Origin of the sequence: Psychrobacter sp. AOP7-B1-24 (genome assembly GCF_052376215.1) — a bacterium.
Lineage (GTDB): Bacteria > Pseudomonadota > Gammaproteobacteria > Pseudomonadales > Moraxellaceae > Psychrobacter.
Genome location: NZ_JBQSVL010000162.1, coordinates 1 through 1711 on the forward strand (window position 1 = coordinate 1; position 1711 = coordinate 1711).

The 1711-nt window shown below is 38.3% G+C and carries 2 protein-coding genes; both read left to right on the forward strand.

Translation table 11 applies throughout. The features are described from left to right. Positions 1–1188: helicase-related protein (locus ACT3QP_RS14720; protein WP_444526015.1), on the forward strand; the 1188-nt coding region annotated here is incomplete at its 5' end. After that, a partial coding sequence (locus ACT3QP_RS14725) for a DUF4391 domain-containing protein (protein ID WP_444526016.1) occupies positions 1188–1711 on the forward strand: 524 nt, incomplete at its 3' end. The genes ACT3QP_RS14720 and ACT3QP_RS14725, both read left to right, overlap by 1 nt.

Sequence of the window (1711 nt, forward strand, 5' to 3'; positions counted from 1 at the left end):
TTTGCTGATACAGCAGAATACCTGTATGAAAACATTTTTCCATGGGCCAAGCAAGAGCTAGGTCTCCATTCAGCTATTATTACGGGGCAACGTACAGAGACGACTTTACGTGGAACTGATGGTAAGAAGTTCAAAACAGACTTGAACAGCCTTCTTACTCACTTCTCACCTAAATCGAAAGAACGTGACAAAGTATTCCCTGAGTTTAAAGAAGAGATTGATATTTTAATCGCTACTGATTGTATTTCAGAAGGTCAGAACCTTCAGGACTGCGACTATCTTATCAACTATGATATCCATTGGAATCCAGTTCGTATCATTCAGCGTTTTGGGCGTATTGATCGTTTAGGTTCAACCAATGATGTCATTCAACTTGTTAACTTTTGGCCAAACATGGAATTAGATGAGTATATTAATCTTGAAGCTAGAGTTAGTGGTCGAATGGTCTTACTTGATATTTCAGCAACAGGTGAAGAAAATATAATTGAGCAAGACCCGAAAATAAACAAAGGGATGAATGATCTTGAGTATCGCAGAAAGCAGCTTGAACAGCTTCAAAATGCCGTCGTAGACCTTGAGGAAATATCTGGTGGGGTATCAATAACAGATCTCACTCTCAATGACTTTAGAATGGATTTAACAGGCTTTATTAGTAATAATGAGCAAGATAATACTAGCTTGCTAGAGCAAACTCCAATTGGTTTGTTCGCTCCTGTGATTGTATCTAAAGAAGCCTTTGAGTCAGAATCAAGCCAGTTTGCAGGATTACAGGATGAGGTTGAACCAGGTGTTATTTTCTGTCTAAAAGATATCAAGGGTAAAGTACAAGTTGAAGACAGCTATTCTCTCGCACCTTACTATCTTGTTTATGTCTCTGATGAAGAAGAGGTTTTACTTTCCTTTACCCATTCCAAGAATATTCTTGATCTATGTAAAAAGCTAGGGTCAGAGCTAACCGAGGTTAGCCAGTCCAGTACAGCTTATCAAGAGTTTGCTAGCAGAACTAAAAATGGTAAACAGATGAAACATTATCAAAATCTTTTATCAAAAGCAGTGGAAAATATTGCTGGTAAAAGCGAAGAGATTGGCGCTATAAGCTTGTTTAACAGAGGCGGAACAGTCTTATCAGCATCTAGCACTCAAAACGTGAATGACTTTGAAGTGATTAGTTATATGGTTGTCTTGTAATGGACTATATAGATTTTCAAGCTGCTTCTGAAGAAGAAGATCATTCTCAAGCTTGTAGCAGCTTGATAGACAAGGTATGTGACCACTTAAAGCTTCCTGATTCTACATTCCTCGGTACGCGCATCACTAAAAAAATGCTCACAGATAACAATGAGCTTAGTAGTCATGATAAAAAATTAGTCACAGACGTTATTCAATCTATAGAATGGCGCAATACCCTGAAGCCAGACACGGTTAATATTTCTATATATGCGACTGATACAGTTGAATACCTAGAAGTAGCTGTAATACGTGTTGTGCTAAAAGCTGGTAAGAAGCACAAAGACAGACTCACAAATATAACCAAGCTACTGCATACCTTAATTCCTTATCCAGTAGTTTTGTTGGTCGAGCTGCAGGATGAGTTAGCAATTAGCTTGGCTGACAAGCGGATTAACCAAGCAGATAAAACCAAGCTGGTTATTGAGCACATCTACAACAGCGATTGGTTGCATCCAGAAAAACTAAGTGCTAACGAAAACGA